This window comes from Shewanella phaeophyticola (assembly GCF_025398315.1).
Lineage (GTDB): Bacteria > Pseudomonadota > Gammaproteobacteria > Enterobacterales > Shewanellaceae > Shewanella > Shewanella phaeophyticola.
Map to the genome: position 1 here is coordinate 2,018,542 of NZ_JAODOQ010000001.1, position 25,578 is coordinate 2,044,119.

Genomic DNA, 25,578 nt, shown 5'->3' on the forward strand with positions numbered 1-25,578 from the left:
AATATCGACTTAGATATTTGCGTTATCAATCAAAAAAGCCAATCAGATAATGATTGGCTTTTTTACATTTGTAGCTGAATTAGCACTGTGATGCTGTCAGCCATTAAATGCCAACTTCATCAATATCATTGTATAATCTCGCGGATATCCATTGGAGTGAAATATTATCATATCGATGGTGAAAAGATTTCGTTTTGAGTAAGAAGATATTATGTTTGAATATGCCGAGTAGATATTGAGTAGTACGGAAGTCCATTATGACAGCACTGACGATTTTAGACGGCGGTATGGGGCGTGAGCTCAAACGTATCGGCGCGCCTTTTTCTCAACCACTGTGGAGTGCGCAAGCACTGATTGAATCCCCACAATTTGTAGCGCAAGCACATCAAAACTTTATCGAAGCTGGGGCGCAGATTATTACCGTCAATAGCTATGCCTGTGTACCGTTTCATTTAGGTGAAGGACTGTATGCCGAGCAAGGTGCAACACTTGCTGAAAAAGCGGCAAATATTGCACGTGAGGTTGTAGCTCAATCTCAACAAGAGGTACTTGTTGCTGGCTCAATCCCCCCTGCTTTAGGATCCTATCGTCCCGAGTTATTTGAGGCAAAGCGAGCCTATGAGATCTGTTCTACCTTATTTAACTCTCAAGATAAGCACGTCGATATCTGGCTTGCAGAGACAATTGCCAGTATTGCTGAAGCACAGGTGATAGCTAAAGTGCTAGCCAAGACCGATAAACCCTGTTATTTAGCTTATACTCTGATTGATGAAGTTGACCAGCCGGTTCGACTACGTTCAGGAGAGTTGCTAACCGATGCTGTTGCGGCATTGTTGGCAACCAATGCAACAGGGATTTTATTTAACTGTTCTATCCCAGAGGTGATCGAGCAAGCCATTAAGGATGTGGTACAGGTATTAGCGCAACACAATAAAACGCTCGCGATTGGTGTCTTTGCAAACAGTTTTACGCCAATCAAATCGGGGCATCAAGCCAATGGCACCTTTCAAACGTTACGTCATGTTTCTGAGAACGAATATCTTGAGTTTGCCAAGTGCTGGCATCAATTAGGAGCAACCATTATCGGTGGATGTTGTGGCATTTACCCGAGCCACATTAACACGCTGGCAAGATGGCGAGAAAGCCTGGAATAAAAAAGCTCACCAGAGCCTTGGTCAGAAGTGCACCGCCGCTTGCTGAGTAGTAAGCTGGTTTGAGTGGGGCTGGAGGCTAATACCTCCAGCTACCCTATATTTAATCCACTTTAGTTGCTTCAATAACGATTGAACGACAATCTCCAGTGACATAGTGCTATAAGCAAACTTTAATGATGAAAAATGATATGCTAAATCACAATGTTGGTATATCGATTCTATTGGGGAACCTTTGGTATTAAACCGTGCAACAATAAGTTTTTTACTTTGTTGAATAATTAACGCTGAATTTGATGATATCGCATTTTTAACGTCTTCTTGTAACGTCCCGACTTGTGGCTTTGGCGCGTTAACGAAAGTGGCAATTAAAGCATCTTTTACCATCAAAGGGTTCTGTTGTTCAACTTTCATCACTTCGTTAAGTTCGGGCTTGTCAGTAGATGAACATCCACTGATTAGCAATATTAATATCGTCCCTAAACCCAATCCAATTTTTTGCACAAAATACTCCTTAAAATAAAACGTTCAAAAACAGTGGTTAACCAAATCAATAATCTAAACTTCTATGATTAGTCACCATTTTGCGGTTCATCTCAGTAACGTTTGCATCATTGATGAATGCAAACCAACTTAATGACATTTATGACAGTCAAATAATACAGTAATAGACATTTATGACAAATCATATGCATTACCTATTGCTAATACATTACATCAACAATGACACTAATAAAAAAACGTAAATACATTATTCATATAAAACAAGTGGTTAGATATTTAATTAACTCATTTGTTGAAAAAACTCAAAGTTAGCTCAGTCATTGCTATTACAAAGTATGTTTGTAATCTAGTTTTCAGATTTAGACATCCTTAATTTAAAACCATTTGGAGTAATAACATGACTGAATCAATCATATCGTTTCCACAACTTAACCGCCCTGCACCTGCATTCAATACTAAAACAACGCACGGTATGCGTTCATTGAATGATTATAAAGGTAAGTGGTTAGTTTTATTCTCTCACCCTGCTGACTTTACTCCAGTATGTACTACTGAGTTTATGGGATTTGCACAACGAGCTGAAGAATTTGCGCAATTAAATACTGAACTACTAGGCCTATCTATTGACAGTATCCACTCTCACATTGCCTGGGTACGTAACATTGAAGAGAACTTTGGTGTTGAAATTACTTTCCCAATCATTTCTGACTTATCAATGGAAGTGGCCAAAGCATACGGCATGATCCAACCAGGTGCTAGTGATACCGCTGCGGTAAGAGCCACATTCATTATCGATCCAGAAGGTGTACTGCGTGCGATGGTGTACTACCCAATGAGCAATGGCCGTTCAGTCGATGAATTTGTACGCCTAGTTAAAGCACTTCAAACAAGCGATGCCAATGCGGTAGCAACCCCAGAAAACTGGCAGCCTGGTGACGACGTGATTGTTCCACCACCAGCAACAACAGCCGATGCAAAAGCACGTTTAGAACAAGGATTCGACTACGTTGATTGGTACTTCAGCAAGAAGTCTCTTTAAACCATTATTGCACAGGGGCTCCCCCGACCCCTGTGCATCATTTGTAAAGGAGGTTTGTAATGAACTCAACATTTAGCGTTCATGAATTTTTAGATGATGACAGCGAAACATTTACTTACGTGGTTGCAGATAATGCCACCCGTTTTGCAGTCATTATTGATCCGGTTTTAGACTTTGATTATAAGTCTGGCCGAACAGATACTCGCAGTGCTCAACGAGTGATACATTGGGTTAAACGCCAAGAGTTAAGTGTTAAATGGATACTTGAGACACATGCACATGCCGATCATTTGTCTGCTGCCAGTTATATTCGTGAACAAATTGGTGGGCAAATTGGTATTGGAGAACATATCACTCAAGTACAACAAACATTTAAAAAAGTCTTTAATTTAGAACGTGATTTTTTACCCAATGGCAGCCAGTTTGACCGATTATTCAAACATAACGAATTATTGCAAGTCGGCAATATGGCCATTCGTATCATGCATACCCCAGGGCACACTCCAGCCGATCTCGCTTATGTCATTAATGAGCAAGCAGCTTTTGTAGGTGACACTATCTTTATGCCAGATGTCGGCACGGCACGTTGCGACTTCCCTGGTGGTGATGCCAACACCTTATATGACTCGATTCAATCATTGTTTAGCTTACCAGACTCAACCGATATTTATGTTTGTCATGACTACCCTACAGCGGGTCGTAGCCATCAATTTAAAACTCAGGTCGGCGAACAGAAAGCACACAACATCCATGTTAAAAATGGCATAAATAAAGCAGATTTTGTCGAGCTTCGTCAAACGCGCGATGCCACCTTACCCATGCCAAGACTGATATTACCATCAATTCAGGTCAACATTCGTGCCGGTAATATGCCCGCACCTGAAGACAATGGCACCGTGTACTTAAAAGTACCAATCAACTTACTTTAAAACTAAGGTTGTCAATATGATACAAGCTGTTTTAGGTGCGTTAGTGATTGGCTTAGTATTGAGCATGCTGGGCTCTGGTGGCTCAATACTCACGGTGCCAGTACTGTTATACCTTGTGGGTATGCAGCCCGAAGTCGCAATTGCATCGTCACTTTGTATCGTTGCCGCCATCAGTTTATTTAGCAGTATCAGTTTTATTAAACAAAAGCTGGTTTCTTGGACGCATGTATTGATGTTTGGCCTTCCAGGAATGGCGGGTACATATCTCGGTGCTTGGATGAGCACGTTTGCAACAAGTCAAATTCAACTCAGTGTATTTGTTGCGTTAATGCTGATTGGCGCAGTGATGATGTGGCGCAAACATACTAACAGCCTCACTCAAGGGAAATTGGTTCTCACAAATGTATTACTGCAAGGCTTATTAGTAGGCGTAGTAACCGGGTTTGTAGGTGTTGGTGGTGGCTTTTTAATTATCCCCGCTCTGGTGTTATTAGGCGGTATTGAAATGACATTAGCTGTGGGCACCAGTTTATTAATTATCACCATGAACTCTTCTATCGGGTTTATTAAGTATTACAGCTTATTTTCAGCTCAGGGCGTGCAATTTGATTGGCCTGTTATCGCCATCATGATTGGCGGTGGCTTTATTGGCAGCCTAGCTGGAGGAAAAATCACTCAATATCTCCCCAAAGCGATTTTACAAAAAGTATTCGCCGTATTTTTAGTGGTAATGGCGACGTTTATTACCACTCAATCCATTATTTAGTTTCACGAGGTACACATGAAAACTGCACAACAATATATTAGTGAAGTTAAAAGCAACATTATTGAAGTCTCGACTCAACAATTGTTATCAGCAATGTTAAACCCAGAAGTGATTATTATTGATGTGCGTGAACATGAAGAGTTTTTGACTGGACATGTAGAAGGCGCGATTAATTTACCGCGCGGGGTGTTAGAAATGAAAATTCATGAGCATCCATCAGTGAGTCATCATTGTGAATGGGAATTAGCTTTGAACGAGTTAGCGAATAAAGAAATCTATCTCATTTGTCGTACAGGTGGACGTTCGGCATTGGCTGCTGCCTCATTACAAAATATGGGGTTTACCCAACCTATATCGGTTGCGGGCGGCATGATGCAGTGGCAACAAGATGGTTTTCCAGTGATACCGCATAAAGCATAGAAATGAATTGATAGAATGAGCCTTAATGGGCTCATTTTTTTACCATTGATTGACTGGAATTTTGAGAAAATAATTATCTTCGCCTTCAGGCGGTGGTAAGTGACCCGCTCTTATATTGAGTTGTATCGCTGGCAATAGTAATTGCGGCATGGTGGCATTGTGATGTTGCTGTTGATGTAACTTAACAAACTCTTGTAAATCAACCTTACCGCCTACCACTTTATTGGTGCGTTTTTGAGCAATGATTGACGATTCATACATCGGGTTTTGAGTATGAGCTAAATGTGGATTATGACCCACAAATACACGAGTGCTGTTGGGTAAAGCCAATATCTTTTGAATAGATTGATATAAGGTTGTCACACTGCAATTGGGAAAATCTAGGTTAACGGTACCGACGTCAGGTGACGCTATCACGTCCCCGACAAATATTGCATCTTCAATTAAATAGCTCACACATGCTGGAGTATGTCCAGGAGTGTGCATCACTTGAACATCTAAATGACCGAGTTTAATCAGTTCTTCATCGGCAAATAAGTGATCAAACTGCTCACCATTACAATGAAAGTTGTCATCGAGGTTAAGAATACGCTTAAACATATGCTGAACTTTAACAATATGCTCTCCTATTCCGCTATTACCACCTCGTTGTTGTTTAATATAACAGGCTGCAGAGATATGGTCGCAATGGGCATGAGTTTCTAAAATCCATTCAAGTTCATAACCATTTTTATCTAGATGCTCAATGATACTGTCGGCAAACTCAGTGGTAATTTTACCTGACGAAATATCAAAATCTAAAACAGGGTCAATAACCGCGCTTTGTCGTGAGGCAAGATCGGTCACCACATAACTAATTGACTGGCTGTCTTGATGATAAAATGGATCAATACGGATTTTACTCATGGCTTATACACTCACAACAAAATACACAATGTTTTTGCAAGTCCTCATTAGGCCTATTTGTTGAACCTGTTGAGGTGATGCTAACGTCAGTAAAATAGTAAATGATAATGCATCAATAAACTGCGGCTAACCTCGCAACAAAGAGTCTGCATAACCGCAAAATATTGATAAATGCTCTATGAGTCAAACATTTTAATCCCAGCCCGATAATAAATCGTAAACCTTGTTAAGGTTTTGCGGTGATACTGTGCTGTTGATTGCCAATGACTTTTTGCAATGAAAATGCACCGCATATATCGCCCAATTCAAAGTTTATCGCTTTATCATCTGGATAAGCTTGTTTAATCAATGTACTTAGCTCTGGAGTAATATTGCTACCATGGCAACCTAAGCACAGCTCTTGGGTTGGTATGGCTTTCATATACCTAAAGGTTGTGGTATCCCCCTTAGCAACATATTCGCTAGCCACAATGGGAGTGTGTGTTTGCGGCACACTGGCAGCTTTTATTTGCTCAAACTGATTTAATTGCGCTAACTCCCATGCATCTGGGCTGTTATTACTGTTTCTCATGCGTAAGCTGGTACGTTTTAAGACCCAACCATCAGTTGAGTTCTGTACTGCAATAGAAGGAGCAACAGATTGACAAACTGACACGCCTGCAGGGAGTCCACCTTGTTTTATTGCCGCTTGTAATTGCCCTTTCAACGCTTGGCTAAACTCAGCAATTTTTTGGTTCGCCTCTAGCTCAAGTTGTTGTTGCTCTGACAATGATTGAGCATTGGCGCTTAAGCTTGCCAATAAAGTCATCGTGCCTATGGTGATTAACTTAACCCGTTGACGCTTTACATTATGTTTATTTTTCATGACTCTTCATCCTCTTCTAGACGTGTTATTCCCATTAGTTTTAGGGCGTACTTTTCATAAAGTGGTTCGCTACTTCCACTCTTCATTTTCAATAGAAAATATTTTTCAAAACCTATTTTGGCTAAGTGCGCCCATTTTCCTGTTGCAAACCAAGACACATTGCGAGGGGCAATTTGTGGCGTGGCAATAAATACTGCACCGGTGTCGCCCATGTCGGCGATACAAACGGCATTCCAGGTGCCTTTATGTGTAGGTTCAACGTTATTAACGATAATACTGTGTAAATTATGTGCGATCGCGGTCATCATCGACTCAATCATATAGCCTGTTTTCGGCATGCCCGTTGGTACTGGTGTACTTTGAGCAGGAGGAATAGCAACACAAACGCCACCCGCAAAAATGTTACTGTATTTTGTTGAGCGCTGATGCTCATCGGTAATCACAAAACCTTTTTTATTACACAGCCCATCAACATTTGCCACTGCATCAATACCCACAAACGGAGGGATAAACATTGCATGATGAAAAGGCAGTGAATATTTAAAATCGATATTTCCTTTACGATCTAGCTCATCAATATGCATGATGTCTTTTTCGATGTAATCAACGCTGGCATTGCATATCCACTTTATATCTCGTTGGCGTAATGCTGATTCCAACATCGATTTAGAATCACCCACACCATCAAGCCCCAAATGCCCGATATAAGGTTCGCTGGTAATAAATTGGATGGGTACGTGCTTTCGTATGCCGGCATCACGTAATACCTTATCGAGGATAAACACATATTCATAAGCAGAGCCAAAACAGCTGGCACCTTGAAATGCCCCCACTAATACAGGCTCTGGATTAGCAATGAGTGCATCGATATTATCTTTACAGGACAATGCATGTTCAAGAGAGCACACCGACTGAGTAAAGTGCTCTGGATATGCCCCAGGAATTGTATCAAATGCCAATTTGAGTCAGAGGCAATCACCAAATAATCGTAATCGATAACGTCATGTTCAGCGGTGATCAATTGGTTATTGTCAGCATCAATTTTAGTGACAAAAGCACAGATAAAATCAATGTGTTTTTTGGCTAAATGTTTAGCAATAGGAATGCTTATCGCATCAGGCTCACGCCAACCAACAGCTACCCAAGGGTTAGAAGGAATAAAGCGGAAATTTTCTCGTTCATTGACCATCAACACTTGATGCTCTTGACCCAGCAGGTGTTTAATTTCATAAGCGGCAGGCATGCCACCTGTACCTGCACCTAGCACTACAATTTTTGCCATTGCACTAACACTCCCATTACCTTCTCTGTAAACGCTATTGTCAGCAGAGTGATGTAAGGTAAAGCTATACAAAGCTTGTGCCACGTCACAAAATAAAATTAATATCAATATTTACAATAAGTTAAAAAATGTTGCAAGAATTAATCTAAATCTGCTAGGGAAAACAATTGACAAAAATGACACTCAATGCCATTTTTGAAGATAAATATGACATTCTTATGTAAAAAGATCCTATCCTTATGAAAAACACTACCGTAGTACAGTCGATGATCAATGCAATTGATAAACCTGCCATCTTTATCACGCCAGATTATGTTATACATGCGGTAAATGAAGCCTACCTCGAAACCTATGACACTGAAGTCACATTAGGGCAAAGCCGTTGCCATCAGATATCGCACCACAGTAATGAGCCTTGCGACAAACACGGAGAGCAATGTCCCTTGCAGCAATGCCAAAACACTGCGCGAGCCGCAAATGCTGTGCATATTCACAATACAACTGATGGCAAATCGTATTGCGATATTTTGATGAAACCAATTAAAGACGATAACGGCAAAATCATGGGCTTTCTTGAGATTTTAGATGCTATTGACTATGCATCCACCGAGTCTAAAAAAGACACAATGATTGGCCAGTCAGCGCCATTTAAACAGATGCTCAATAAAATTAATCGGGCATCTCAGTCTAATATCGCCGTGTTATTACAGGGTGAAACAGGCGCAGGTAAAGAACTTGTGGCAAAAGCAGTTCACGCCGCAAGCGACAGAAATGACAAACCTTTTGTGGTGATTGAATGTACCGGATTGAGCGAAAGTTTATTTGAAAGCGAACTATTTGGTTATGAAAAAGGCGCCTTTACTGGGGCAACAACTACTAAAAAAGGCTTAATTGAAATCGCACATGGCGGCACAGTCTTCTTTGATGAAATTGGTGATATTCCAATGAATATGCAGGTTAAACTGCTCAGGTTATTAGAAACACAATGTTATCGTGCCGTGGGGGGATTAAAGCAAAAAAGATCCGATTTTAGATTAGTCAGCGCCAGCCATAAAAACTTACTCGATTTAGTCGAAAAAGGTGAATTTCGCCGCGACCTTTATTATCGAATAGCCGGTTTTCCTATTTACCTGCCCTCACTGCGTGAACGTCAGGAAGATATTCCAGTCCTCGCCAATCACTTTATAAGATTATCAGAATACAAACATAAGAAGTTTTCCAACAATGCATTAACGCTATTAAGCCAGTATCCGTTTCCAGGCAATATTCGTGAACTCAAAAATATCATTGAACAATCTGCGTTAATAGCAAACGAAGATATTATCCACAGAAGTGATCTGCCCGAGAGCATTACCTATTCTAAAACAACAACGGTTAATCAGGCTCAGGCTGTCGACACTGCAGTGATCAGTTTAGATGATGTTGAAGCAGAATATTTGTCTAAAGTTTGCCAACAATATCAAGGTTCGCCTGCTGAATTAGCCATCATGCTTAATGTGAGCGTACGAACCTTATACCGAAAATTGCAACGTTATGGCTTAAAACTGCCTGTAGCAAATTAGTTGTGACGTAATAAAGAATGTTTTTTCTGGCAACACCGCTTCATGTGCATGCCCTCTGGTCGCTCAATATCACTTGCATGATGTTCGTGGGAGTCGCAATGTCCACCATGACAACCACCTTCACCATGTTCATGATCGCAACAACCACCATTGGCTTGTTTAGCTAAATGCTTCATTGATGGTCTGCCTTGTGTCACCTCACTAAATTGCTCACATTGTGGTAAATGATCACTGGCTAAATCTTCAATGGCCGTACGACCATTTTTAACATGAAATACATTAAGTTGTTGATTCAGTATTTTAGACAGTAATTGTTGACCAATATTTCGCACAATAACCCGCTCTGCGCCATGAGTCACAATCAAATTCAATAGTTGTTTTTTACCATCACAGCCAGCAGCTAAAGCTGGGTTAGCAAAACGCGCTATCACTTCGGCCTGTTCATTAATAATAAGCATGCTATCTGCACGGCTAAAATGGCTGGCAATATGGTCATCTTTTATCGGTATGGCTGTAATCATTTTATTCTCTCTTGCAGTATTGGTACTGCTTTATTCTGTGAGTGTTATTCAGTTTATCAGTGATCGCTGGTTAATTAGCATGGTTGTTAATTAGCCCCAAATTACTGGCATATGCTATTTATACACCTATTAATGGCATATGCCAATTATATTTTATTAAGTGTGATCTTTGCCCATGCCTGCTGACTCACTAAGTCATAATTTAACGAGTCGCTTAACTGATTATGCCAATTAATGCTTCACAACTTAGCAGCCAGTGCCATGTTACTAAGTTAATGTCATTACCAGATTGACTTAAATAGCAATAGCTAAAAATCATTACAGTTAAAATGAATTAAAAATTAATTACTTTAGTATTTCGTTAAGTTCAATATAAATAAACGTTTTATTAACAATAACTTATTAGCTATAACACAAATTTAAAACCGTTTGCCAAGAGTGCTTTTTATGATCTAGATCAAATAAAGACTTGATAGTTAGAACCCTAATCATTAGGATCGTTATTAATTGAACGTTCAATTAATAACGTTTAAGCGATAAAAAGGGAGTTATTTATGCCAAGACCTGCAATGAAAAACGTCAGACAACAACAGCTCATCGATGCCACGTTAATGTCTGTCGAACGTCATGGATTACAGCACACCACCATCAACACGATTAGTGGTTTAGCGGGGATGTCATCGGGGATCATCAGTCATTATTTTGGTGGTAAACAAGGGTTAATCGAAGCCACGCTAAAATTCTTATTAGAAGAATTAAAGCAAGCCTTACTGGCAAAAACGTCAGGCAAATCGTTAACCGCTCCAGAGCGCTTGTCGATCATAGTCGAAGCCAACTTTACCGAGCTGCAACGTTCAAATGCGGCCACTAAAACATGGCTAAGCTTTTGGTCTCAAGCCATGCACGACCCTGGATTGGCAAGATTGCAAAACATTAATAACCATCGTCTTTACAGCAACCTGCTCTACTCATTTAAACAGTTATTGCCTAAGGCTGAGGCAGTAAATGCCGCCAAGCAAACTGCGGCAATCATTGACGGTTTTTGGTTACGAAGTGCGTTAAGCACCAACCCCTCTGAAGAATTTAAGCAAGCCCAGACGCTATCAAAAGCCTTTATAGAGTCTGTATTAGTGCAACACGGAGAAATTGAATGTCAGCGTTAGTCACTTATCAAAATTATGTGCATGGTCAATACATTTCAAATGGCAGCGGAGAAACCTTCGAAGTCATCAACCCTGCTACTGGCAGTGTGAGTTATTTAGTTGAAGTCGCCACCGAAAAAGTAAAGCAAGCCGCCATCGACAGTGCAAAAGCAGGCTTTGCTGTATGGTCAAAAATGACCCCAATGGAACGCAGTCGTATTTTATTAAAAGCAGTAGCCTTATTGCGCGAGCACAATGATGAGCTTGCCGCGGGCGAAGTACTCGACACAGGTAAACCTTGGCAAGAAGCTTCAGTGGTCGACATTGTCACTGGCGCAGATTCAATTGAATTCTTCGCGGGCCTTGCCCCCAGCATTGAAGGGAATCAACAACCTGTTGGCCAAGACTTTTACTACACTCGTCGCGAACCATTAGGCATTTGTGCCGGTATTGGCGCATGGAACTACCCATTACAAATTGCATGTTGGAAAGCGGCTCCTGCTTTAGCTTGCGGCAATGTGATGATTTTTAAGCCTTCTGAAGAAACCCCACGCGGTGCAATGCGTTTAGCAGAAATTTTCACCCAAGCTGGCGTACCTAATGGCGTATTTAACGTGGTTCAAGGCGACGGTCGTGTGGGTGCGTGGTTAACCACCCATGATGATATCGCTAAAGTGTCATTTACTGGTGAAGTTGGCACAGGCACAAAAGTGATGGCTGCCGCGTCTAGCACCTTAAAAGAAGTCACCATGGAACTTGGCGGTAAATCGCCGTTAATTATCTTCAATGATGCCGATGTCGAAAACGCAGTGTCTGCTGCCATGCTAGCCAATTTTTACACTCAAGGTGAAGTGTGTACCAATGGCACACGTATATTTGTGCAAAAAGACATGTACCCCACATTTATTGAACGCTTAAAGCAACGCACAGAAAACAATATTGTGTGTGGCGACCCCATGGATGCTGAAACTAACTTTGGTGCATTGATCTCACGAGGTCATCAACAAAAAGTGCTTGAGTATATCGCTATTGGTAAAAAAGAAGGCGCAACACTACTGACAGGCGGCACTGCGTTGCAACCAGAAAATGCGCCCCTTGGTTTTTTTGTTGCGCCGACCATTTTCACCGATTGCACCGATGATATGACCATTGCTAAAGAAGAAATTTTTGGCTCTGTGATGTCGGTGTTTACCTTTGAAGATGAACAAGAAGTCATTCAACGAGCTAACAATACTCACTTAGGCCTTGCGGCTGGCGTATTTACTCAAGACATTACCCGTGCTCACCGCGTAATACATCAATTACAAGCAGGTATTTGTTGGATTAATGCTTATGGCGCATCTCCTGCAGAAATGCCAGTAGGTGGTTACAAAATGTCGGGCATCGGCCGCGAAAACGGCAGCGAAACATTAAAAGCATACACTCAAATCAAAGCTGTTTATGTTGGCATGCAGCCACTTGAAAGCCCATTTTAAGGAGTGACGCAACGTATGTCTCATCAATATGATTATATTATTGTCGGTGCCGGTAGCGCAGGTTGTGTATTAGCCAACCGTTTAACTGAAAACCCAGACAATAACGTCTTGATTTTAGAAACCGGTGGCAGCGATAAAAGCATTTTCATTCAAATGCCTACTGCATTGTCTATTCCGATGAACACTAAAAAGTATGCCTGGCAGTTTGAAACCCAAGCAGAGCCACATTTAGATAATCGCCGTATGCACTGCCCTCGCGGTAAAGTATTGGGCGGTTCATCGTCAATTAACGGCATGGTCTATGTGCGTGGTCATGCGCGTGATTTTGACGAGTGGCAACAACATGGCGCTAAAGACTGGAACTATGCCCATTGCTTGCCGTATTTCAAAAAAGCAGAAACATGGTCATTTGGTGGCAATGTTTACCGTGGTGATAACGAGTCGTTAGGGGTTAATAACGGTAACGAGATGAAAAATCCATTGTATCAAGCCTTTGTTGATGCCGGGGTTGATGCCGGATATTTAGCGACCGACGACTACAACGCCAGCCAACAAGAAGGCTTTGGTCCAATGCACATGACCGTTAAAAATGGTGTGCGCTGGTCAACCGCAAATGCATATTTACGCCCAGCAATGAAGCGTGACAACTTAACTGTTGTAACGCATGCGCTGGTTCATAATGTCATTATGCAAGGCAAAACCGCTGTAGGTGTACGTTACGAGCGTAAAGGCCAAATGGAAGATGTAATGTGCAATAAAGAGGTTGTGTTGTCTGCAGGCTCTATTGGTTCGCCGCATATTTTGCAATTGTCTGGTATTGGCAACAAGCAAACCCTTGAAGATGCCGGTATTGAGCCTATACATCATTTACCTGGCGTGGGTCAAAACCTGCAGACACCACCTGGAGTTTTACTTTCAATTTAAGTGCTTAAAGCCAATTTCACTCAACGGCAAATTAGATCCATTGAATAAATTATTCATTGGTACCCGTTGGATATTAAATAAATCGGGCTTAGGAGCCACAAATCACTTTGAGTCTTGTGGTTTTATCCGTTCAAAACCTGGGCTTGAATGGCACCGATCTGCAATACCACTTTTTGCCTGCCGCAATGCGTTATGACGGTAAAGAAGCCTTTGCAGGCCATGGTTTCCATATTCACATTGGCCATAACAAACCTAAAAGCCGTGGTGCGGTAACGGTGGTATCAAAAGATGCCAAAGTTGCACCACAAATTCAGTTTAATTATTTATCACATCAAGATGATATTGAAGGCTTTAGAGCTTGTGTACGCCTCACTCGTGAAATTATTAACCAACCGGCATTAGATGAATACCGTGGTGAAGAAATTCAACCTGGTTTAGCCGTTCAAACTGACGAGCAAATTGATGCCTTTGTGCGCAGTGCGGTTGAGAGCGCTTATCACCCTTCTTGTTCATGCAAAATGGGCGAAGACGATATGGCGGTAGTGGATTCTGAAACTAAAGTCCATGGTATTAAGGGATTACGCGTTGTTGACTCGTCAATATTCCCAACAATCCCCAATGGAAATTTAAATTCACCCACCATTATGGTTGCTGAACGTGCCGCCGACATCATTTTAGGTAACAAGCCTTTAGCACCAAGCTTGGCCAAAGTGACTATCGCTAATGATTGGCAGCAACAACAACGCCAACAAGCACCAAAGAGAGCGTTGAGTTAATTAATATCATCTGTTTTAAGGGTTACTGGCCAACCTACATATTTGTAAATGGCCAATTTAAGCCAAGTTCAATCTATCAGGGTTTAACTATCGACAGCGATATTTAAGGCTTGAGGGCGTGATTGTCTTTAAAAATTGTTCTATGGCGAAATAAAAACATAAAACAAGGAGCTAACACTATGTTTGCAAACACTATAAAAGCAGGAGCTAAGTAATGACGACCTGGTTATCAATAGGCATTTTATTTACTTTTGCCGCCATCGCCTTTGTAATTTACCGTTGGGGTAATATGCAATGTATCGGGGTCACACCGGTACGTAAATTTACCTTTATCGCGATTTTATTTACTTCTGGTTTAGATGTGGGACTGATTATGTTCCCGCTAACGGAATTTGCTGGGTATGCAGATTTGGCTGCTAGTCCTGAATACGGTTTTACTAATCCACTTGCCATTGAGTTTGGCTTTTGGTCTGTTTAATTTGGGCTTTCTACTTTTTAACCTGTTTCTATTTTTGTGTGATAGAACCAAGAGTGAAGTTCTTTGAAATTCCATTAATTAAATTTATCAATAACCTCGTCATTATTGGTACCTGTGCGTTTACCGCTTACTTATTACTGTCTAATTTACCTTGGTATTTACCTAACCTTGGCGACGGTGAAACCATTGTCAGCTCATTCTACTTAATTGTATTTATGGTGATTGCCGCTGCAGTTTATTCAAGTACCAGCATTAAATATGTGCGCTACTTAAGTTTAGGCAGTACTTGGTTATTCTTTGGCTTAATCGCCATTATGTGGTCTGGGGCATTTTTGTCTGACGATTCAAGTGTCGGTGAGTTCTTTAGTACCTTTGCGCTAATTGGTGGTTATTTTTCAAATATGCACGAATTTGTATTACCGATGAATGATTACCATGAGTTTTACCTATTCTGGTGGTTTGCCTGGAGCATCATGATTGGCCAATTTACCTCACGTTTTGTGGGCGGCATGAAAACCTACCAAGTGTTATTAGCGATGATGATTTTCCCGTCTATACCCATTGCGATTTGGTTTACTGTACTTTATTACTACAGTGCAAATGGCATTGATACCACGGGGTTCTATAATCTTGCGATGGTGATTGTCGGCATTACCTTTGTGATCAATTCATTAGACTCACTAGTGCGCTTATACACAGACAACTTAAACATGACCGTTGAGCGTTTAGGTAAAGTACCTTACATCATTGGCAATATCGTAGTGTTGAGTGGCTTAACGTTATTATTCAAATTAGATTTCTTAGCCATTCAATGGGTTGGTGCATTAGCTATCACGCTCATTTTAGGATGCTTTGTTTATATTCTTAAAGGTCACTTATCGAAAGTGGCAGACATTGAGCGCTCGCCAAAAGCCAACAAAATTGATTTTACAAAAATCGAACTACTTGATTAATACAATAACCAAAACAGGGATTGAAAATGAACACTAAAATAAAAACACTTGCGCTATTAAGCTTATTTGCACTGCCGACAACATTAATGGCAGATGAATTAAGTACCACAATTAATGCGACATCTGATTACACTTTTAACGGTGTGAGCCAAACTGACAACGATCCTGCATTACAAGCTAGTCTTGATTATGCATTAGACAGTGGTTGGTACATGGGTGCATGGGCATCGAATGTTGATTTTGGTGACGGCGAAGATACTTGGCTTGAATTAGATTTTTATGTGGGTAAATACATGGAGCTTACCGACCGAGTGTCACTCGATGCCGGTATCGCTTATTACACTTACCATGGTGATGATGCGTCTGATGATTATTACTATCCAGAAGTTTACAGTAAATTTGGCTATACCTCTTCGTTAGGTCAAAGTGAGTTAAATTTTTGGTATTCATGGGATTACTTTGGCCTAGATGCGGGTCATTACATTGCTATGGTAGCCCATACTTTCAGTGTTGCTGAAGGACATGACATCCGCGTGAGTTTTGACCGTTCAACATCAAACGATAAAAACAAGTGGTCATGGGATGGTGATAAGTCTTACAACCATTACCGTGCAGAATACATGACCAGCTGGGAAGGCTTTGACTTTAATGTAGCCGTTGAGGACACCAGCATGGACACCGACTTAAGCGACACACGTGCAGTTTTATCTGTGTCACGTACATTCTCACTATAATATGATCTAATCGTCAAAAGCAGAATAGCTGCATGCAGTTATTCTGCTTTTTTGATTTTGCGCATGAGTAATAGGCCGATTTCTGTTAAGGTGCTGGCTTAATTATTCTCAGACTAACCAAGTGATTGGTAAGAGGACATGATGGAAAAGTACGAACAACTATTAATTTCATTGCGCAGAGTGATTAGAGCCATTGATATTCATTCTCGTCAATTGAACAAACTGTCTGGTCTCACTGAGCTCACAGCTTATGGTGATGAAAAAGTCAATGAGTTGGATGCGCCGTTAGCCAAGCAGATTGCTCAAGAAATTAATTTAAGCGCAGCCACTGTCACCACCATTATTGATCGCTTAGAAAGCCGTAATCTAGTGATCCGTACTCGCAGTGAAACCGATAAACGCAAAGTACATTTGTCGTTAAGCGAGGCCGGTGAAGAGCTACTCAGTGGATCACCTAAACCTCTTCAAGAGCATTTTATTAAGCATTATCAAAATCTTGAAGAGTGGGAGCAAAGCCAACTTTTATCAGCAGTAGAACGCATCGCCTCAATGATGGATGCAGATGAAATAGACGCCGCCCCCGTATTATTAGTTGGCCAAATCCAGCCAGAAGTGCCGCAGTAAACAGCCCTACTTTATTGTTAAGCATTCAGCCAGAGACACAAACGCGAGCATGAGCTCGCGTTTTTTTATGTCTGATTTATATTCATGTTACCAAGGCAGTTCATGACCATTAGAGTGTTTAAATACACCAGAGCTTGCCAGGGTTAACTCGTCAATGAGGCCAATCAATCGAGAAGCTGACTCAGTGGCAGAAATATCACCACCGTGATTCACCATCTCAGTTTGTACATAACCTGGATGATAAATGCCCACGGCAATCTCTCTTGGGGCTAAATCATGAGCTAATGACATTGACGCTGCATTTAACGCTGCTTTTGACATGCGATAACCATAACGGCCACCTGATGTATTGTCGGTGATTGACCCCATGCGTGAGGTAATCATCGCCACTTTGGCTCCATTAACTAAATTGGCTTGCAACGTGGCCACAACATGCAAAGGCGCTAACGCATTAATCTCAAATTGCTGACGTATGGTATCGAGGTTTAGGTGTCCTAATTTTTCGTCACGTAAAATACCGGCATTACAAATTAACAGGTCAATTTGTACCCCATGTAAACTGTGTTGCATGGTTTCTATACCTGAGTTTTCAGCCACGTCAACGCCTTCAATCACGTTAACATTATTGCCTAAGGCGGCGAGTTCTACCGATGATTGTCGACAAAGCGCATAAACAACATGGTTTTGCTGTGCGTATAATGTCGCAAACGCTAGGCCGATGCCTCGGTTTGCCCCGGTAATCACAATCGTTTTCATGTTAAATCCTTATTATCAGTTGTATCGGCTACAATCATTTTGCCTTTAAATACACCGAACAGCGCAATACAGGCACCTGCAAAAGCGGCAAATGAACACATTAACCGGTAATCACTGTTTTCAAGAAAAAAATTAGTCACACTGAATACGAGCAACATCAGCATTCCGATATTTTTTACTAGCATCATTTTAGGCTCAAACATCAGCCAGGTATCGCATTTAGGGCATTGGGCTTCAACGCCATGTTGACCTTTACGAACCACTTTTAGTGCGCGTCTTGCAAATTGACTTTTGCAGTTAGGACATTCCATTCATATTCACCTTGATTCACTCTTTGGCAATATGATAGCGCGACCTAACTGTCTGATAAAGTTACAATGCCGTTAAATTCATCATATTAACAATCTTCAAACCTAATTTGAATACTTGTTCAATATTATATTGAACACTTGATATAGTTGGTTTATAGTCTGGCCATTGATATACAGATCCAAAAAGAATGTCTACAGTAAATAGACATTTGGGGTATGCAGGAATGGAAGAGCCTATGAACTATTCGATTGGTTTTGATGTGTATGGCACGTTAGTCGACCCTGTTGATATGGGGCTACATCTTGAAAATCTTATTGGCGACAAAGCATCAGAATTTGGCCAGTTATGGCACGATAAAAAAGTAGAATATGCCTTTAGACGTGGATTAATGCAACAATATGCTGACTTTACGGTTTGCACTCAACAGGCGCTACAATATTGTTTAAATGTATATCAGCTATCCTTATCATCTACAGAACAGCAACAATTAATGGCAAAGTTTGCCGAGTTAAGTGCTTTTGATGATGTGATACCAGGACTCATGGCATTGGCAAAACAAGGGCATAAACTGGCAGCATTTTCTAATGGCTCTGAAGCCTCAGTTCGAAAACTGTTGAGCAATGCTCAAGTGTTACCGCACTTACATCACGTGATTAGTGTTGATGATTTGCAGACTTACAAACCCAACCCTGACGTTTATCAATATTTAATGAGACGAATGCACGCAAATATGAACTCGTGCATGATGGTATCAAGTAATCCCTGGGACGTTATTGGGGCAAAATCGGCTGGCTTACAAGCCGTTTGGGTAAAACGAAGCCCCACTAAAATATTTGACCCATGGGAAATACAACCGGATTTAATTGTGAGTGATTTATGTGAATTAGCTATCGAACTCAATCGAAAATAGCTGAATGAATAAAATCTTATTAGCAACTTAACTATGACAATAATATTTTAATTAAACGCAATAACTTATCTCCAAAAAAGCAGCAATGACTTTCGACACTCACTGACCAAGTATTAGGAGTTTTTATGAGTAACCAATATGTCCCACCTAAAGTGTGGGTAAACGAACCAAGCAGTGCCAACAAATGGGCTAACATAAACAGCCCCGTTTCTGGCGCGCGGTTCGACAGAGCACTGCCGGTTGGTGAGCATGCTTTACAGTTGTATTCACTTGGTACGCCTAATGGGCAAAAAGTGACTATTATGCTTGAAGAGCTATTGGCTCTTGGGATCAAAGAAGCTGAATACGATGCATATTTAATCAACATTAGCGAGCTTGATCAATTCTCATCAGGTTTTGTTGCGGTTAACCCTAACTCGAAAATCCCAGCCCTAGTCGATAATTCAGGTAATGAAGCCGTTAATGTATTTGAGTCAGCGTCTATCCTTGTGCATTTGGCCGAAAAATTTGGCCACTTCCTACCCCACTCAGATTCTGCACGCACGCAAACCTTTAACTGGTTATTTTGGGCACAAGGTTCTGCGCCGTTTCTTGGCGGCGGATTTGGCCACTTTTATGCTTATGCCGATGAAAAGCAAGAATACCCGATTAACCGTTTTTCGATGGAAGCTAAGCGTCAGTTAGATGTACTAGACAAACAACTCGCCAACAACACCTTTATTGCCGGTGAAGAATTTACCGTAGCTGATATGGCTATTTGGCCTTGGTATGGCAACTTAGTGTTAGGCAACTTATACAGCGCAGCAGAGTTTTTAGATGTTGCCAGTTATAAAAATGTTATGCGTTGGGCAAAACTTGTATTACAACGCCCTGGTGTACAGCGTGGCAAAATTGTTAATACATCATGGGGTGATGTGAATTTAGTTGAACGTCACAGTGCCGCAGACATTGATGCTGCTCTTAACAGTGAAAAATAGCCTGTACTAAATACGACTGGTATTTTCAAACCAATAAAAAAACCTAGGGTCTGTTGATCTTTGCGGGTTGAATTTTGTTCGAGTTAAAAACGTTTTAATCGAGGCGAATGGATTGATGCCTAGCAATCTAAGCAAAATCCATTTAACAAAGAGTAAAACGTTTTTAGCCGAACCCTTCGGGCAGCGTTTGTTGGCCACTTTTACTGCGTTATCGACTTTTTATGTAGAATAACTACACCTCAAAGTCTCTGCCTTGTAAAAATGGCCAATAATTCGCTGCAAAAATAACCTTGAAAGATCAACAGACCCTAGCAATCATTGCTAGGTTTTTTGTTGGTTAACGGCTTAACTTGGCTTAAATCACCATGGCCAATTCGGCACCTTGACGAATAGCACGTTTAGCATCAAGTTCAGCGGCAACATCAACACCGCCAATAAGATGCACAGGCAATCCTGTGGCTTTCATTTCGTCAACCAGTGTGGTGTTCGACTCTTGTCCAGCACACAAGACAACATTATCAACTGCAAGTACTTCAGCTTGCTCACCCACTTTAATGTGTAAGCCTTGCTCATCAAACTTCTCGTAACTTACACCGGTTTTCATTTTGACTTCATGCTGCTTTAGCACGCTACGGTGGATCCAGCCGGTGGTTTTACCCAAACCTTTACCCATTTTAGTGGTTTTACGTTGCAGTAAATACACATCGCGACCAGGATGGTGTTCACCTTCTTCCGTTAAGCCGCCAGCATGTTGATACGTTTTATCAATGCCCCACTGCGCTAACCATTTGTCGGTTTGTAAACTGGTTGACTCACGTTCACATAAGAAGTGCGCAATATCAAAACCAATACCACCCGCACCAATAAGTGCAACGGTTTGACCAATTTCAACCTGACCATTAAGCACTTGTTGATAATCAACCACTTTAGGATTATCAAAACCTGGAAGTGTCAGTTCGCGGGGTACTACACCCGATGAAATAACCACTTCATCAAATTTTTCAGTTGCAAGTACCGACGCATCCAGTTTGGTATTTAAGCGTAAATCGATGTTATGTAGCTTAATCTGGTTAATAAAATAACGAATCGTTTCGTTAAATTCTTCTTTACCTGGAATTTTTCGTGCCAGATTAAATTGGCCGCCAACTTCAGATTTGGCTTCAAACAATACCACTTCATGACCACGAGAGGCCGCATACACGGAGAATGCCATACCCGCAGAGGTAAGCGCCCATTACTGCTATACGTTTTTTATTGGTCGTTGGTATGAAGTTAATTTCAGTTTCGTAACAGGCACGAGGATTGACTAAGCACGTTGCCCGTTTCATTGAGAAGGTATGGTCTAAACAGGCTTGGTTACAGCCAATACAGGTGTTAATAAGTTCGGGCGTATTAGCAGCGGCTTTATTAACAAAATCTGCATCGGCTAAGAATGGACGTGCCATTGACACCATATCAGCCTGACCAGAAGCAATAATCGACTCGCCAATTTCAGGCGTATTAATCCGATTGGTGGCAATTAGTGGCACTTTGACTTCTTTTTTAAGCTTTTCAGTTACCCATGCAAATGCACCGCGCGGAACGCTGGTCGCAATAGTGGGTACACGCGCTTCATGCCAACCAATACCTGTGTTAATTATGCTAACACCTGCTTGTTCTAACCATTTAGCTAACTTAACCACTTCGTCCCATGTTGAGCCGTTATCGACTAAATCGAGCATCGACAAACGGAACACAATGATAAAATCCTTACCGACCTTTTCACGAATGGCTTCAACAATTTTTACCGGAAATTGAGCACGATTTTCAAACTTACCGCCCCATTCATCGGTGCGTTTGTTGGTGCGAGAGCTGATAAATTGGTTAATTAAGTAGCCTTCTGAGCCCATGACTTCAACACCGTCATAACCCGCTTTTTTCGCTAATACAGCACTGGTGGCATAGTCTTTAATGGTGCTACGTACTTGACGGCCAGACATGGCTGATGGTGTAAAAGGCGTAATAGGAGATTTAATTTTGCTCGGCGCTAAACTAAATGGATGGTAGCTGTAACGGCCGCATGTAAAATTTGCATACAAATTTTACCGCCCGCTTCATGCACAGCATCGGTAACAATTTTATGCTTACCCACTTGCCATGAAAAACTCAGTTGACAAGCATTAGGCGCTAAGCGGCCGCGTAAATTGGGGGCGATACCACCGGTGACAATTAAGCCAACCCCGCCTTGAGCGCGCTCTTTATAAAACGCTGCCAGTTTCTCAAATCCGCCTTTTTCTTCTTCTAAGCCTGTGTGCATTGAGCCCATTAACACGCGATTTTTCAGCTGTGTAAAGCCTAGATCTAAAGGTTCTAATAAGTGTGGAAACGACATTCAAACATCCTTTTTAAACAAGTGATTTAAACCAGCATACAACGACATTACCGTTTGCTCAATCATTTAAACGCTCGTTTGTTAAAAACCTTTACAATTCAATTTCACATTTAAATTGATTTTCAGTTAGGATGACTATATTAGACTGATAAAGGAGTGGCTAATGTCCGCTAAACCCTCGTTTTTAAAAAGGATGTTTTTACTGTTGTGGAACACGGTAAACACTATTCGCAAGCTTATTATTAACTTCATTTTTTTTGGTATCCTCGCCATCATCGGTGTGGTGCTACTGAACAGTGGTGACGAAATCATCGTCGAAGACCAATCAGCATTAGTACTAAACCTCTCTGGTAGCATTGTTGACCAAAAACATTACGTGAATCCTTTCGAAGCAGCATTGACCCAAGGCCAAGAAAACGATCCCAATGGTGAAATCTTATTATCTGACGTGCTTTACAGCATTAATAATGCCACTGAAGATGAGCGCATCACCACCATAGTATTAGACTTAGCCAACCTGCAAAGTGCAGGGATAAGTAAAATGACAGCAATTGGCGAAGCATTAACCCAATTTAAAGCCGCCAATAAATCAGTTGTAGCCATGGCCAATGGTTATGATCAAAACCAATATTTTTTAGCCAGCTTTGCTGACAAAATTTACCTTAACAATAAAGGTATGGTGTCACTCGATGGCCTAAGTCGTTATCGCCTTTATTACAAAGCCGCCTTAGAAAAACTCAAAATCACCACACATGTTTTCCGTGTTGGTACCTTTAAGTCTGCAGTAGAGCCTTTTATTCGTGATGATATGTCTCAAGCAGACAAAGAAGCCAGTAAAGTGCTACTCGGCGACATATGGCAGAGTTATTCAACCATAGTGGCCAGTAACCGCCAGATATCACCCGACCAATTAGTATTGAGCACAGATGCTTATTTGGAACAGCTTGAACAAGCTGATGGTGATAGCGCTCAAATGGCTATTAATATGAAATGGGTTGATGAGTTAGTCACTGCTGATGCATTTCGTTTAGCCATGATGGAACGTGTTGGTAGCGACAAAGAAGGCAAAACCTTTAGACAAATTAGCTTTAACGACTATCGCAGTGTCACCGCACCTCTACCTAACTTTGTTGAAAATGACTCCGTTGCAGTGATTGTGGCCAAGGGTAATATTTTAAACGGTAAGCAGCCAGCGGGTCAGATTGGCGGCGAAAGTACCTCTGATTTATTAATGAAAGCACGCTTTGACCCTGTTGTTAAAGCGGTCGTGTTACGTGTTGACAGCCCTGGCGGAAGTGCATTTGCATCAGAACAAATTCGCCAAGAAGTATTAGCATTAAAAGCGGCTGGTAAACCGGTTGTAGTGAGCATGGGCAGTTTAGCGGCATCTGGAGGCTATTGGATCTCAGCTAGCGCAGATTACATTGTTGCGACGCCAACAACGTTAACCGGCTCTATCGGTATTTTTGGTATGTTTGCCACGTTTGAACAAGCATTGACACATATTGGTGTGACATCTGATGGCGTGGCGACATCTGACTGGGCAGGATTATCGCCAGCGCGTGAACTTAGTCCGCAAGTAGCAGCCGTTATTCAGCGTCATATTGAACGTGGGTATCATGAGTTTATTTCGTTAGTGGCAAAAGAACGTCATATGACCCTTGAGCAAGTTGATAATATTGCCCAAGGCCGTGTATGGATCGGTAAACGCGCCCTCACCTTAGGTCTAGTTGATGAACTCGGTGATATGGACGTTGCACTGACTAAAGCGGCAGAGCTGGCTAACATGGATAAGTATGATGTTAAGTTGATTGAGCAAGAACTCAGTGCAGAACAACAACTGATGCAAGAAATCTTTAATGCTACTGCGTCTTATATGCCAAGCAGCTTTAGCCAAAGCACTGTCGTTGAGAAGATGGTTCAGCAATGGGCGAGCGTTTATGAGGAATTTTCAAAATTTGACGACCCTAATAATGCTTACCTATATTGTGAAGGTTGCAGTTATTAATCGATGCGTTGACACGACAATGTCTCACTGTTAAAAATTCATATTTTTACTAATATGAAGATTATTCAAAAAAGGCCTGCTTAGCAGGCTTTTTTATTGGGGATCTGCAAATAAACTCGTATAATTTGAATTATCTTCATTTACAGACCCTTTCGAGTACACTCTTCATGACAAAACGTTCAATCTATGTAGCGTATACTGGCGGTACTATCGGTATGCAAAAGACAGCTAATGGCTTTGTGCCTGTCGCAGGTTTTTTAACTGATTGTGTTCAATCTATGCCTGAATTTTACCATGACGAAATGCCATCATTTGTCATCCATGAGTATAGCCCACTGATTGACTCATCGAACATGGCCCCTACAGACTGGCAAATGATTGCTAATGATATACATGCTAATTATGACAAATACGATGGCTTTGTGATTTTGCATGGTACTGACACTATGGCTTATACCGCATCGGCCTTATCATTTATGCTACAAGGGTTATCTAAACCAGTTATTGTCACAGGGTCGCAAATTCCACTAGCGCAATTACGCTCTGACGGGCAAACCAATTTACTCAATTCGTTATACATTGCTGCTAACTATCCTGTAGCTGAAGTATGCTTGTTTTTTAATAATAAATTGTTCCGTGGTAACCGCTCAACGAAAGCACATGCTGATGGTTTTGATGCATTTGCCTCGCCTAACTTTCCGATATTATTAGAAGCTGGAATTAAGATTAATGTCAAAGCAGGCAAGATTACAGTGCCGACGGAACAACCTTTAGAAGTGGTCACCATTAGCCCACAACCTGTTGGTGTGGTGACCTTATACCCTGGTATTTCTACTGAAATTTTTATGAATATTTTGCAACAGCCCGTAAAGGCCTTGATCATGCTGACCTTTGGTGTGGGGAATGCTCCACAAGATAAAAACTTATTAGACACGTTAAAACAAGCTGATGAGCGCGGAATTGTATTGGTTAACTTAACCCAATGTTTTCAAGGTAAAGTGAATATGGGAGGCTATGCTACCGGTAATGCGTTAGCGCAAGCTGGAGTGATCAGCGGTTCAGACATGACCATTGAAGCAGCATTAGCTAAATTGCATTATTTGCTATCAATTGGTTTAACACCAAATCAAATAAAGCAACGTATGCAGCAAAACTTAGAAGGTGAACTTACCGAGGGGTGATAAGTTAAGACG

At 41.3% G+C, this 25,578-nt stretch carries 22 protein-coding genes and 3 pseudogenes; 16 read left to right on the forward strand and 9 right to left on the reverse strand.

The features are described 5' to 3' along the window. Positions 1-257: 257 nt before the first annotated feature. Positions 258-1,154 (forward strand): homocysteine S-methyltransferase family protein, encoded by an 897-nt coding sequence (locus tag N4T56_RS09405; RefSeq protein WP_261733048.1) that lies wholly within the window; start codon positions 258-260, stop codon positions 1,152-1,154. A gap of 21 nt (positions 1,155-1,175) precedes the next feature. Here the strand turns inward: N4T56_RS09405 and N4T56_RS09410 are convergent, their stop codons facing one another. After that, positions 1,176-1,655: a hypothetical protein gene (locus tag N4T56_RS09410; protein WP_261733049.1), complete on the reverse strand. Its 480-nt coding sequence runs from the start codon at positions 1,653-1,655 to the stop codon at positions 1,176-1,178. A 397-nt stretch (positions 1,656-2,052) separates the two neighbouring features. Here N4T56_RS09410 and N4T56_RS09415 point away from each other — a divergent pair, with 397 nt between their 5' ends. From N4T56_RS09415 to N4T56_RS09430, 4 genes are read left to right on the forward strand one after another with little or no spacing between them, the layout of a single operon-like run. Further along, positions 2,053-2,694 (forward strand): peroxiredoxin, encoded by a 642-nt coding sequence (locus tag N4T56_RS09415; protein ID WP_261733050.1) that lies wholly within the window; start codon positions 2,053-2,055, stop codon positions 2,692-2,694. Positions 2,695-2,753: 59 nt separating this feature from the next. Beyond that, positions 2,754-3,623 carry an MBL fold metallo-hydrolase gene (locus N4T56_RS09420; RefSeq protein WP_261733051.1) on the forward strand — a complete coding sequence of 290 codons (870 nt, stop codon included), beginning with the start codon at positions 2,754-2,756 and terminating at the stop codon, positions 3,621-3,623. 16 nt (positions 3,624-3,639) lie between these two features. Continuing rightward, positions 3,640-4,389 (forward strand): sulfite exporter TauE/SafE family protein, encoded by a 750-nt coding sequence (locus tag N4T56_RS09425; RefSeq protein ID WP_261733052.1) that lies wholly within the window; start codon positions 3,640-3,642, stop codon positions 4,387-4,389. Positions 4,390-4,404: 15 nt separating this feature from the next. Further along, the gene (locus N4T56_RS09430; RefSeq protein WP_261733053.1) at positions 4,405-4,809 is read left to right on the forward strand and encodes a rhodanese-like domain-containing protein; all 405 of its coding nucleotides are present in this window, start codon (positions 4,405-4,407) and stop codon (positions 4,807-4,809) included. A gap of 39 nt (positions 4,810-4,848) precedes the next feature. On the opposite strand, the gene N4T56_RS09435 is transcribed toward N4T56_RS09430, so the two are convergent. From N4T56_RS09435 to N4T56_RS09450, 4 genes are all read right to left on the reverse strand, one after another. Next, entirely contained in the window at positions 4,849-5,715 is an 867-nt protein-coding gene (locus tag N4T56_RS09435; protein ID WP_261733054.1) for an MBL fold metallo-hydrolase, read from the reverse strand. A gap of 226 nt (positions 5,716-5,941) precedes the next feature. Further along, positions 5,942-6,580, reverse strand: a complete 639-nt coding sequence (locus N4T56_RS09440) for a Tll0287-like domain-containing protein (RefSeq protein ID WP_261733055.1) — start codon at positions 6,578-6,580, stop codon at positions 5,942-5,944. After that, positions 6,577-7,467 (reverse strand): NAD(P)/FAD-dependent oxidoreductase, encoded by an 891-nt coding sequence (locus N4T56_RS09445; protein WP_261733056.1) that lies wholly within the window; start codon positions 7,465-7,467, stop codon positions 6,577-6,579. Before N4T56_RS09445 ends, N4T56_RS09440 begins: the two co-directional genes overlap by 4 nt. After that, on the reverse strand, positions 7,413-7,862 hold the full coding sequence (locus N4T56_RS09450) for an NAD(P)/FAD-dependent oxidoreductase (RefSeq protein WP_261733057.1): 450 nt from the start codon (positions 7,860-7,862) through the stop codon (positions 7,413-7,415). Before N4T56_RS09450 ends, N4T56_RS09445 begins: the two co-directional genes overlap by 55 nt. A gap of 239 nt (positions 7,863-8,101) precedes the next feature. Here N4T56_RS09450 and N4T56_RS09455 point away from each other — a divergent pair, with 239 nt between their 5' ends. Then, on the forward strand, positions 8,102-9,424 hold the full coding sequence (locus N4T56_RS09455; RefSeq protein WP_261733058.1) for a sigma-54 interaction domain-containing protein: 1,323 nt from the start codon (positions 8,102-8,104) through the stop codon (positions 9,422-9,424). Here the strand turns inward: N4T56_RS09455 and N4T56_RS09460 are convergent. After that, positions 9,421-9,945: a NifB/NifX family molybdenum-iron cluster-binding protein gene (locus N4T56_RS09460; protein ID WP_261733059.1), complete on the reverse strand. Its 525-nt coding sequence runs from the start codon at positions 9,943-9,945 to the stop codon at positions 9,421-9,423. The two genes, N4T56_RS09455 and N4T56_RS09460, sit on opposite strands and share 4 nt — an antisense overlap. Before the next feature lie 554 nt (positions 9,946-10,499). On the opposite strand from N4T56_RS09460, the gene betI reads away from it, so the two are divergent. From betI to N4T56_RS09490, 6 genes and pseudogenes are all read left to right on the forward strand, one after another. Continuing rightward, positions 10,500-11,108: a transcriptional regulator BetI gene (betI, locus tag N4T56_RS09465; RefSeq protein ID WP_261733060.1), complete on the forward strand. Its 609-nt coding sequence runs from the start codon at positions 10,500-10,502 to the stop codon at positions 11,106-11,108. Continuing rightward, the gene (gene betB / locus N4T56_RS09470; protein ID WP_261733061.1) at positions 11,096-12,562 is read left to right on the forward strand and encodes a betaine-aldehyde dehydrogenase; all 1,467 of its coding nucleotides are present in this window, start codon (positions 11,096-11,098) and stop codon (positions 12,560-12,562) included. Before betI ends, betB begins: the two co-directional genes overlap by 13 nt. A gap of 15 nt (positions 12,563-12,577) precedes the next feature. Further along, positions 12,578-14,262: pseudogene (betA, locus tag N4T56_RS09475) on the forward strand (choline dehydrogenase). Positions 14,263-14,476: 214 nt separating this feature from the next. Next, positions 14,477-15,693, forward strand: a pseudogene (locus N4T56_RS09480) (BCCT family transporter). Positions 15,694-15,719: 26 nt separating this feature from the next. Beyond that, positions 15,720-16,427: a TorF family putative porin gene (locus tag N4T56_RS09485; RefSeq protein ID WP_261733062.1), complete on the forward strand. Its 708-nt coding sequence runs from the start codon at positions 15,720-15,722 to the stop codon at positions 16,425-16,427. A 141-nt stretch (positions 16,428-16,568) separates the two neighbouring features. Next, a complete protein-coding gene (locus N4T56_RS09490) occupies positions 16,569-17,051 on the forward strand; it encodes a MarR family winged helix-turn-helix transcriptional regulator (protein ID WP_261734787.1) in 483 nt (160 codons plus the stop codon). Between the two features lie 87 nt (positions 17,052-17,138). On the opposite strand, the gene N4T56_RS09495 is transcribed toward N4T56_RS09490, so the two are convergent. Further along, entirely contained in the window at positions 17,139-17,807 is a 669-nt protein-coding gene (locus tag N4T56_RS09495; protein WP_261733063.1) for an SDR family oxidoreductase, read from the reverse strand. Next, positions 17,804-18,118 carry a zinc-ribbon domain-containing protein gene (locus N4T56_RS09500; RefSeq protein ID WP_261733064.1) on the reverse strand — a complete coding sequence of 105 codons (315 nt, stop codon included), beginning with the start codon at positions 18,116-18,118 and terminating at the stop codon, positions 17,804-17,806. The genes N4T56_RS09495 and N4T56_RS09500 overlap by 4 nt, the downstream gene beginning before the upstream one ends. Before the next feature lie 236 nt (positions 18,119-18,354). On the opposite strand from N4T56_RS09500, the gene N4T56_RS09505 reads away from it, so the two are divergent. Beyond that, on the forward strand, positions 18,355-19,029 hold the full coding sequence (locus N4T56_RS09505; protein WP_261733065.1) for a haloacid dehalogenase type II: 675 nt from the start codon (positions 18,355-18,357) through the stop codon (positions 19,027-19,029). 125 nt (positions 19,030-19,154) lie between these two features. Further along, on the forward strand, positions 19,155-20,006 hold the full coding sequence (gene yghU, locus N4T56_RS09510; RefSeq protein WP_261733066.1) for a glutathione-dependent disulfide-bond oxidoreductase: 852 nt from the start codon (positions 19,155-19,157) through the stop codon (positions 20,004-20,006). Positions 20,007-20,361: 355 nt separating this feature from the next. Here the strand turns inward: yghU and N4T56_RS09515 are convergent. Continuing rightward, positions 20,362-22,377, reverse strand: a pseudogene (locus N4T56_RS09515) (oxidoreductase). 163 nt (positions 22,378-22,540) lie between these two features. On the opposite strand from N4T56_RS09515, the gene sppA reads away from it, so the two are divergent. Beyond that, a complete protein-coding gene (gene sppA / locus N4T56_RS09520) occupies positions 22,541-24,385 on the forward strand; it encodes a signal peptide peptidase SppA (protein ID WP_261733067.1) in 1,845 nt (614 codons plus the stop codon). A 167-nt stretch (positions 24,386-24,552) separates the two neighbouring features. Further along, positions 24,553-25,566, forward strand: coding sequence for an asparaginase (gene ansA / locus N4T56_RS09525; protein WP_261733068.1), 1,014 nt, complete (start codon positions 24,553-24,555; stop codon positions 25,564-25,566). Positions 25,567-25,578: the final 12 nt, after the last annotated feature.

Excerpts from the sequence above, each read along its gene's own strand:
- N4T56_RS09450 (WP_261733057.1), bottom strand. The coding sequence starts at position 7,862 with ATGGCAAAAATTGTAGTGCTAGGTGCAGGTACAGGTGGCATGCCTGCC.
- ansA (WP_261733068.1), top strand. The coding sequence starts at position 24,553 with ATGACAAAACGTTCAATCTATGTAGCGTATACTGGCGGTACTATCGGT.
- N4T56_RS09500 (WP_261733064.1), bottom strand. The coding sequence starts at position 18,118 with ATGGAATGTCCTAACTGCAAAAGTCAATTTGCAAGACGCGCACTAAAA.
- N4T56_RS09415 (WP_261733050.1), top strand. The coding sequence starts at position 2,053 with ATGACTGAATCAATCATATCGTTTCCACAACTTAACCGCCCTGCACCT.
- N4T56_RS09505 (WP_261733065.1), top strand. The coding sequence starts at position 18,355 with ATGAACTATTCGATTGGTTTTGATGTGTATGGCACGTTAGTCGACCCT.
- N4T56_RS09420 (WP_261733051.1), top strand. The coding sequence starts at position 2,754 with ATGAACTCAACATTTAGCGTTCATGAATTTTTAGATGATGACAGCGAA.
- N4T56_RS09425 (WP_261733052.1), top strand. The coding sequence starts at position 3,640 with ATGATACAAGCTGTTTTAGGTGCGTTAGTGATTGGCTTAGTATTGAGC.
- yghU (WP_261733066.1), top strand. The coding sequence starts at position 19,155 with ATGAGTAACCAATATGTCCCACCTAAAGTGTGGGTAAACGAACCAAGC.
- N4T56_RS09435 (WP_261733054.1), bottom strand. The coding sequence starts at position 5,715 with ATGAGTAAAATCCGTATTGATCCATTTTATCATCAAGACAGCCAGTCA.
- N4T56_RS09460 (WP_261733059.1), bottom strand. The coding sequence starts at position 9,945 with ATGATTACAGCCATACCGATAAAAGATGACCATATTGCCAGCCATTTT.
- N4T56_RS09455 (WP_261733058.1), top strand. The coding sequence starts at position 8,102 with ATGAAAAACACTACCGTAGTACAGTCGATGATCAATGCAATTGATAAA.
- N4T56_RS09495 (WP_261733063.1), bottom strand. The coding sequence starts at position 17,807 with ATGAAAACGATTGTGATTACCGGGGCAAACCGAGGCATCGGCCTAGCG.
- N4T56_RS09405 (WP_261733048.1), top strand. The coding sequence starts at position 258 with ATGACAGCACTGACGATTTTAGACGGCGGTATGGGGCGTGAGCTCAAA.
- N4T56_RS09440 (WP_261733055.1), bottom strand. The coding sequence starts at position 6,580 with ATGAAAAATAAACATAATGTAAAGCGTCAACGGGTTAAGTTAATCACC.
- sppA (WP_261733067.1), top strand. The coding sequence starts at position 22,541 with ATGTCCGCTAAACCCTCGTTTTTAAAAAGGATGTTTTTACTGTTGTGG.
- N4T56_RS09485 (WP_261733062.1), top strand. The coding sequence starts at position 15,720 with ATGAACACTAAAATAAAAACACTTGCGCTATTAAGCTTATTTGCACTG.
- N4T56_RS09430 (WP_261733053.1), top strand. The coding sequence starts at position 4,405 with ATGAAAACTGCACAACAATATATTAGTGAAGTTAAAAGCAACATTATT.
- N4T56_RS09490 (WP_261734787.1), top strand. The coding sequence starts at position 16,569 with ATGGAAAAGTACGAACAACTATTAATTTCATTGCGCAGAGTGATTAGA.
- betI (WP_261733060.1), top strand. The coding sequence starts at position 10,500 with ATGCCAAGACCTGCAATGAAAAACGTCAGACAACAACAGCTCATCGAT.
- betB (WP_261733061.1), top strand. The coding sequence starts at position 11,096 with ATGTCAGCGTTAGTCACTTATCAAAATTATGTGCATGGTCAATACATT.